The 7617-nt window shown below is 67.6% G+C and carries 7 protein-coding genes; 5 read left to right on the plus strand and 2 right to left on the minus strand.

Going from position 1 to position 7617, the window contains the following annotated elements:
• Positions 1-44: 44 nt before the first annotated feature.
• Positions 45-866, plus strand: coding sequence for an acyl-CoA thioesterase (locus G3M62_RS26315; RefSeq protein WP_165191766.1), 822 nt, complete (start codon positions 45-47; stop codon positions 864-866).
• Between the two features lie 94 nt (positions 867-960).
• Positions 961-1647: a TetR/AcrR family transcriptional regulator gene (locus G3M62_RS26320; protein WP_165191767.1), complete on the plus strand. Its 687-nt coding sequence runs from the start codon at positions 961-963 to the stop codon at positions 1645-1647.
• Between the two features lie 267 nt (positions 1648-1914).
• Here G3M62_RS26320 and G3M62_RS26325 read toward each other — a convergent pair whose 3' ends face one another.
• The gene (locus G3M62_RS26325; RefSeq protein ID WP_246263650.1) at positions 1915-3171 is read right to left on the minus strand and encodes a metal-dependent hydrolase family protein; all 1257 of its coding nucleotides are present in this window, start codon (positions 3169-3171) and stop codon (positions 1915-1917) included.
• A gap of 190 nt (positions 3172-3361) precedes the next feature.
• On the opposite strand from G3M62_RS26325, the gene G3M62_RS26330 reads away from it, so the two are divergent.
• Together G3M62_RS26330 and G3M62_RS26335 are read left to right on the plus strand one after the other, a co-directional pair.
• Complete coding sequence (locus G3M62_RS26330; RefSeq protein WP_165191769.1) at positions 3362-4147, plus strand: aldolase; 786 nt, start codon at positions 3362-3364, stop codon at positions 4145-4147.
• A gap of 79 nt (positions 4148-4226) precedes the next feature.
• Positions 4227-4823, plus strand: a complete 597-nt coding sequence (locus G3M62_RS26335) for a helix-turn-helix domain-containing protein (RefSeq protein WP_165191770.1) — start codon at positions 4227-4229, stop codon at positions 4821-4823.
• A gap of 120 nt (positions 4824-4943) precedes the next feature.
• On the opposite strand, the gene G3M62_RS26340 is transcribed toward G3M62_RS26335, so the two are convergent.
• Complete coding sequence (locus G3M62_RS26340; protein ID WP_165191771.1) at positions 4944-6812, minus strand: ATP-binding protein; 1869 nt, start codon at positions 6810-6812, stop codon at positions 4944-4946.
• A 228-nt stretch (positions 6813-7040) separates the two neighbouring features.
• Between G3M62_RS26340 and G3M62_RS26345 the strand changes: the two genes are divergently transcribed.
• Positions 7041-7617, plus strand: a 577-nt coding sequence (locus G3M62_RS26345) for a gamma-glutamyltransferase (RefSeq protein ID WP_205692030.1), incomplete at its 3' end; no start/stop codon positions are given.

Consider the following 7617-nt stretch of genomic DNA (forward strand, 5'->3'; position numbering starts at 1 on the left):
CGGGCTCTGCTCGCCATGGCCGTGCTTCGAGGACGCCATCGCCGATGAACGCCCAGCCCTTCTTCGACCTTGAGGCGACGCAGGACGCCAAGCGGTGGCGCCTGCCGCTCGCCGCCAATCTCTGTGTCGGCAAGCCGGGCTACGAGTTCATGTTCGGCGGCGTCGGGATGGCGGCCGCCATCGCGGCGCTGGAGCGTACGTGCGAGGCGCCGGCGATCTGGGCGACCGCGCAGTATCTCTCCTATGCGCGTCTTGAAGACACCGTGGACCTTGATGTGCAGGTGGCGGCGTCGGGTCAGTTCAACAGTCAGGCCCGGGTCGTCGGACGGGTGGGCGACAAGGAGATCTTCACGGTCAACGCCGCGCTGGGTCAGCGGCCGGGATCCCTGTCTCGCCAGTGGATCCAGGCGCCCGACGCGCCAAGCCCGTCGGACTGTCCGCCGGCCCCCTTCTGGCCAGAGTTGGGCGTCAACAGCCGGATCGAGGTTCGGCTGGCGGAGTTGGCCGACGCCGAGACCCTCGCCGCCCGCTACGCCAGCACCGGACGGCTGCTGGTCTGGATGCGCTTTCGCGAAGGCGGTCCGGTAAGCGCCAGCCTGTTGGCGATCCTCGCCGACTACATCCCCGGCGCGATCGCTGCGGTGCTGCGCCTGAAGGCCGGCGGCAACAGCCTGGACAACACCATCCGCTTCCGCCGCATCGCGTCGACCGAATGGGTCCTGTGCGAAATTCGCATCCTCGGCGTCCACGGCGGCATGGCGCATGGCGCGATGAACCTGTTCTCGGAGGATCGGGAGCTGATGGCGAGCGCCAGCCAGTCGATGATCGTGCGCGTGTCGAAATCAGCCGCCGTCGAAAGCGATTAGGGTCCGCCGTCGCGGTTCGGGTTGCGGCGCCCGAACGCGGACAAACGCCGCACGATGCGGTAGTACGGACGCCACCGATCGGCCGGAGGCCTGCTTGAAAACGTCAGACGCGACCCGTGTCGCCCCCGCTTCTCCCGCGTCCGCCGCGTCGGGAACCAGCACGCGCCGCGAAAAGACCCGCGAGGCGATCCTCGCCGCCGCCGCCAAGCTGCTCAGCGAGCGCTCTATCGACGGCCTCAGCGTCGACGACATCACCCAGGCGTCGGGGGTCGCCAAGGGCACGTTCTACAATCACTTTCCCGACAAGGACGCCTTGGCCGTCGAGATCGGACGCGCGGTGCGCACTCAGTCGGAAATCGCCGTCGCGAGCCTCAACGACGGCGTCGCTGATGCGGCCATGCGGGTGGCGCGCGGCATGTGCTTCTACGCCAAGATCGCCCTGAGCGATCCGGTCAGGGCCAGCCTGATGGCGCAGTCGGCGCGTCAGGATCTGAGCGCGGATCTGCGCATCGGATCAGGCCTTGGCGCCGATATCGCCGCGGGCATTGCGACGGGCCGGTTGCGGGTGGCCACGCGCGACAGCGCCACGACCTTCGTTGTGGGCGCGGGGTCGGCCCTGATCCTGCGCCTGCTGGCGGAACGCCATCGCACGACCGGGGTCATGTTCGCCCAGCAGGTCGTGGCGCTGACGCTCAGGGGTCTTGGTCTGGAGGCCGAAGAGGCCGACCAAATGGCGGCCCAGGCGGCTGATCACGTCATCCAGACCGACACTCCCGTCTGATCGACGCTTGGGGCGCGTCGCCCAACTCGCTTGACCCATGGTCGTCCTGCTCGGCGGCGAAGACGCACGCCTCCTCGGCGTGCACGGCGGTGGCGTTGCCGCGCGGGCCGCCAAGATCGAAATAGACCGGACCGGGGCTTGGATCGCGCTTTGCATCGCCTGGCCGTTGATGACGCGCGCGCGGCTTGCCGACGCTGATCGCGGCCACTCATCCCATCACGCGTCTCCACCGCCACGCAGACGCGCCGCGAGCGCGCGCGTCCTCGGTCATGCTGGTCGCGAGGCCTGCGGACGGGCGGTCTTCTCGAAAACGGTGACGCCGTTCTTGATGATCCGCTCCAGGTGGGCGTCAGGCCGCAGCAGGACGCCGATGTCGGCGACCGGGTCGCCGTCAAGCACCAGCAGGTCGGCCAGCGCGCCAGGCCGGATGCAGCCCAACTGCCCCTTCAACTGCATGATCTCGGCGTTGACGGAGGTGGCGGCGCGCAGGGTCTCCAGGTTTCCGCAGATTTGCGCGCGGACCTCCAATTCTTGCAATTCTGATCCGTGCAGTTCGCCCAGCAGGTCCGTGCCCAGACCCATCCGAACGCCAGCCCTGCGTCCATGCTCGACCGCTGCGACAGCCTGCTCCATCACGTGCTTGGCCTTGTCCAGGGCGCCGGGCGGCAGGGCCAAGCGCCCGCTGGCCAGGCTGGTGAGGATCAGCAGGGTCGGGACGACAAAGGAGGACGAGGCGGCGACGAAATCGGCCGTCGCGGCGTCCATCTGCAGCCCATGCTCGATCGATCTGACCCCCAGTTGGGCGCAGCGGCGAACTGACAGGGCGGTCAGGGCGTGGGCCATGACATAGGTGCGTCGTCGCGCGGCCTCCTCCACGGCCGCGCCGATCTCGGCGTCGGTGAACTGCTCCATCCAGATGGGATCGGTGGGCGAGAGCACCCCGCCCGAAACGAAGATCTTGATCTGGTCGGCCCCTTGGCGAAGCTGATCGCGGACCGCCAGCCGCATGGCGTCCGCGCCGTCGACCACCATGGACAGCGAGCCGCTGTAGCCGGCGCAGCCGCAGGACGGCGGCCCGCCGTCGCGGATGTCCCCGTGGCCGCCGGTCTGCGACAGCGCCAGACCCGAGGTGTAGAGGCGTGGTCCGTGGATCAGTCCCTCGGCCAGCGCGGCCTTCAAACCGGAATCGGCGCCGCCGGCGTCGCGCAGGGTGGTGAAGCCGCGCAGGAGCGAGGCCTCCATATAGCCGCGGGCGTATTGCGCCATGTGCGACGCCGGCAGGCGGTCGGCCGCCGCGACGTTCAGGGACGGACTGTTGCAATGGAAGTGGGCGTCGATCAGACCGGGCATCACGGTGCGGCCGCCGACATCCACCACGATCTCGTCGCTGGCGGCCGGCGCCGCCGGACCGACCTCGACGACCCGTTCCCCTTCGATGACGATCGAACGCCGCAGGACGGGGAAATGCTCTTCCCCGTCGAACAGCACCGCGTTGGTCAGTCTTATGCGCCGGGGCTTTTCCACAGCTTTGTCTCGTGTCGGTTGGGCGGCGAGGCGAGCCATGCCGTCCTTTGGGGTCGCGCCTTGCAGCAGCCTTGATGGCGGGGGTTGAAGGCGTCACGCCGCGATGAACGTCCGCACGATTGCGGCTGGACACTCGGGGCGTGATACATCATTGGATCTTAGACAACTTGTTGTCTATGGAGCAACCAGAATGCCGAATTCGATCTTCGGTCAGGACGAAACGCTCGTCCGGAAAGACCTTGATCGACGGATGGACCAGGGGTTTTCGACCTCCGCCCTGAGCCTGCGCGAGCGGTTCGCCCTGACATGCCGCTACCTGACCGACCAGGGGCATGCCCGATCGCTCGCCGGTCAGGTGACCGTCCGGGCGGAAGATCCCGACACCTTCTGGACCACGACCTGGGGTTCAGGCTTTGGCCAGGCGCGCTGCAGCAATCTCGTGCGCGTCAACGGCGAGATGGAGGTCGTCGAAGGCGTCGGCATGCCAAATCCCGGCGTTCGATTTCATCTGTGGATCTATCGCGCCCGCCCTCAGATCGGGAGCATCGTCCATACCCATCCGCCGTTCGCCTCGGCCTTGGCGATGGCCAGGCAGCCGCTGATCGTGGGCCATATGGACGCCACGCCCTTCTACGACGACTGCGCCTTTCTGCCCGCCTGGCCAGGCTTGCCGATCGCCAATGAGGAAGGTCGCATCATATCGGAAGCGCTCGGAGCCCGGCGATCCATCCTGCTGGCCAACCATGGGCTGTTGACCACGGGCTCGACGCTGGACGCGGCCTTCTATCGCGCGGTGTTGCTCGAGCAGGCGTGCGAGATGCAGGTGCGGGCCGCAGCCGTCGGCCCCCTTGAGCCCCTCGCGCGGGATGAGGCCGAGAAAGCTCGCGACTTTCTGCTCAAAGATTCGATCGTGGCGGCGACGACAAACTACTGGTTGGAGGAGGCTCGGCGCCGCCATGTCGACGCCCTGGACTAGCACACGCCCTTTGACGTGATCTCGCCTCGAGGCTAGGCAGCGACGTCACGGACGATGCGCTGGGGAGCGGCGCAAAAACATGGTCGCGAACGAACCTCATTCCATGGTCCCGCCAGCAAGCACCGGCGTCGCGGCGGGCATTCGGTCCATCCGTCGACGGCGGGGCCTCACCGTGGCCGCGCTGGCCGCCTCGGCGCAACTGAACAAGGGCTATCTCTCGCGGATCGAACGGGGAGAAAAATCCCCCTCGACCAGCGTGCTCCTGCGCATCGCCAGGGCGCTCGGCGTTCAGGTCGGCCACTTGTTCGGCGAGACAGCAACGCCTGACGCGGTGACGGTGGTCCGCGCGCAAGATCAGGCGACGCTCAGCGCGGGCCCAGAAGACCTCGCGCTCAGGCTCGTGCTGCCCGTCAGTCCTGGGCGACGGCTCAGCGCCTTGATCGTGGAGCCGGGCTCCAGCGACGGCGACCATCGCGCCGATCACCCCGGCGACGAACTGATCTACGGACTGGAGGGCGAGGTCGAAGTGTTGTTTCTTGATCGAACCGTGCGGCTTGGACCCGGAGACTGCGTCCATTTCGACGGGCATCTCAAACATCAGCTGCGTCGGCGCGGTTCGGCGCCAGCGCGCGTGCTCGTCGTCGTCTCGCGCGACTTGGCGAACTCTTCGACCTGAGCTTTCCGCCAAACGACATCGCGCGGACAACGGACTCGTCTCGCCAAGGCGGACGCATCGCGCGCCCACGTCTGAACGGGCCTGGGGACAGCTTGACGGCCGGGGCGCCCGGGTCGAGGGCTAGGACGATCGCCGGTCTCCAGGCTCCCCGGCGCTTAGGATCTGGCTCAACGCCGACAGCAATTGGCGCGGGGAGACCGGTTTGGCGACGATCGCCGTCATGCCGGCGCTCAGATAGGCGGCGACATCGGCGGGAGCGACCGCGCCTGTCACCGCGATAATCGGCGCGTCATGGTTGAAGCCGCCCGACGCCCGCACCTGACGACATACGTCCAATCCGCTCAGGCCGGCCATGTTGACGTCAAGCAACACGACATCAAAAGCCGCCGCTTCCAACGCCGCGAGCGCCACGAAGCCATCGCTGGCGACCGACACCCGCCCGCCCGCGGCTTCCAAGATCAGGCTCAGGGCTTGACGATTGACCTCATGGTCGTCGACGACCAGCGCCGTGAATCCGTCCGGCCCGGACAATAGGGTTTCGGCCGCCTCGACGCCGGACAACCGCGCCGGCCGCGTCTGGGACGCCAGCGGCAGACTCAAGGAGAAGACGGCGCCCTGGCCCGGCGTGCTGCTTACGGTGAGATCGCCGCCCATCAGGCGGGCCAGATCGCGGCTGATGGCCAGGCCAAGGCCCGTTCCGCCGTGCGTGCGCGCCGTGTCGGGGCTGGCCTGCTCGAAGGGACGAAAGAGCCGTTCCAATTGTTCGGCCGTGACGCCCCGACCCGTGTCGGCCACATGGAGGAGGCGAAGGGCACCAGCGGCGCCTTCGGGAGCTTCGATCCTTATGGTGATCGCGCCCTGCTCGGTGAACTTCAGGGCGTTGGACAACAGGTTGTTGAGAATCTGGGCAAGGCGGTTGGGATCGCCGCTGCTCCAGGCCGGCAGGTGACGCGCGCCCTCCAATCGGATGCGCAGCCCCTTGCGGTCGGCCTCGCTCCTCCAGAACCGAAGAGTCTGCAACAGCAACAGTCGCGGATCAAAGCCGATGGTCTCGACCGACAGCCGGCCTGCTTCGATCTTTGACAGGTCCAACAGATCGTTGAGCAAGGCCTTCATCATCGCGCCGGCCCTGACGATCAACTCGGCCTGCGGTCGCTGAGCCGATGAAACCTGTTCCTGCAGCAGGGCCGCGCCGGTCAGGATGGCGGTCATCGGCGTGCGGAGCTCGTGGCTCACCACGGCGACGAAGGTCGACTTGGCCTCGGCCGAGCGGACGGCCGCGGCCCTGGCGACGCGCTCGGCCACGAGCAGGCGCTGCGTAAACCGCCAGGACGAATATCCCGCATAGGCCGTCATCAGGCCTGCGACGCCCAAGGCCGCGACCTGCATCGGCGAAGCGCCCTTGATCGAAGCCAGCACCGGCAGGCCGGCGATGTAGACGACCTGGGGGACGAAGGTCGCCAGGAAGATGGATCGCGAACCGGAGCTCAGCATGGCGCCGCGCAAAATGATCGCGCCATAGAGCAGGGCCGCGCAGGCCGTCCACCATAGATCTTCGGTGTGCGCCTGAAGGAAGCCGCAGGCTCCATAGACGATGGAGTTCAGCACCAGCACCACCAGCGCGAGCGGTTCGCGCGCCGTCCAGTCGGATCGTGCGCGACCCGTCGGGCCAAACACCGCGCGCTCGACGGTTTGCAAACCCAGGTAGATGATCAGCCAGGCGATCGCCGCGTTCCAGCCGACGCTGTAGAGCAACATGGCGGCGGAAAACGCCGCCGTGGCGCACCGCGCTCCCAACTGCCGAGCGCGTACTTCCAACGCCTCATCGAAGAGCGGACGCTCGCTCGCCAAGTCCATCATTCGCCTGTCTGCTTTCAGGCGTTGATCGACGCCGAAGTTCTTCGACGCGAGCGTGGCGGCGAACCCTTGTGAATGCGTTGAGCGGCCTTGCGGCCTTCCGCCGCATGCCCGCTCGGCGCTTATCGCCATTGAGGTCCGGGGCTCGATCCCATCTGTCGTTGCGCGGCGCCTGATCAGCCCGTTCGTGGCCGCCCGCCGCGGGGACTCAATTCCGGGCAGCCATCGCGAGGCCTGGTCCAAGGCGTAGAGTCGACTTGACAGATAATACAGTACTGTATGATGCGGGGATCGGCGGCGTGGGCCAGAATCCGGCGACGACCGGAGCGGCGGCCGACGCGCTTAACGAGGAAGACGCCTATGGACACCCGGCAGCCCCAAGCGGCGCGCGCAATCGATCTGACATCCGCCAGCTGGGCGCCAGGCGAGTACGAGAAGTACATGGCCGCCCAGGGCGTCGAGCGCACCACGGCCGGCGCGGCCACCGGCAAGAACGGCGCGGTCACCGTCGCCTACGGGGCCCTGGCGGCGCGGGCGGGCCTGGAGGCCCTCAAGCAGGGCGGCGGAGCGATCGACGCGGCCATCACCGCGGCCCTGGCCCAGGTGGCGCTGACGGCGGGCGCCCCGATCAGCTATTTTGGGATCATGTCGCTGGTCTATTTCGACGCCAAAACCGGCAAGACCCACACCATGAACGCCGAATGGAACACGGTGAAGGGCGAGACCGACGGCGCGTCCATCCCCGGGGGAATCCTGTTCGGCAGCGATGAGGCGTTGCGCGGCAAGGGTCCGCCCAGCGGCCGCACCGCCCTGGTCGGCGGCTTCATGAAGGGCGCCGAAGCCGCCCACAAGCGGTTTGGCAAGCTTCCCTTCGCCAGTCTGTTCCAACCCTCGATCGAGATCGCCGAGAACGGCATGCCGGTCAGCGATCTGCTCG

Origin of the sequence: Caulobacter soli (genome assembly GCF_011045195.1) — a bacterium.
GTDB classification, from domain to species: Bacteria; Pseudomonadota; Alphaproteobacteria; order Caulobacterales; family Caulobacteraceae; genus Caulobacter; species Caulobacter soli.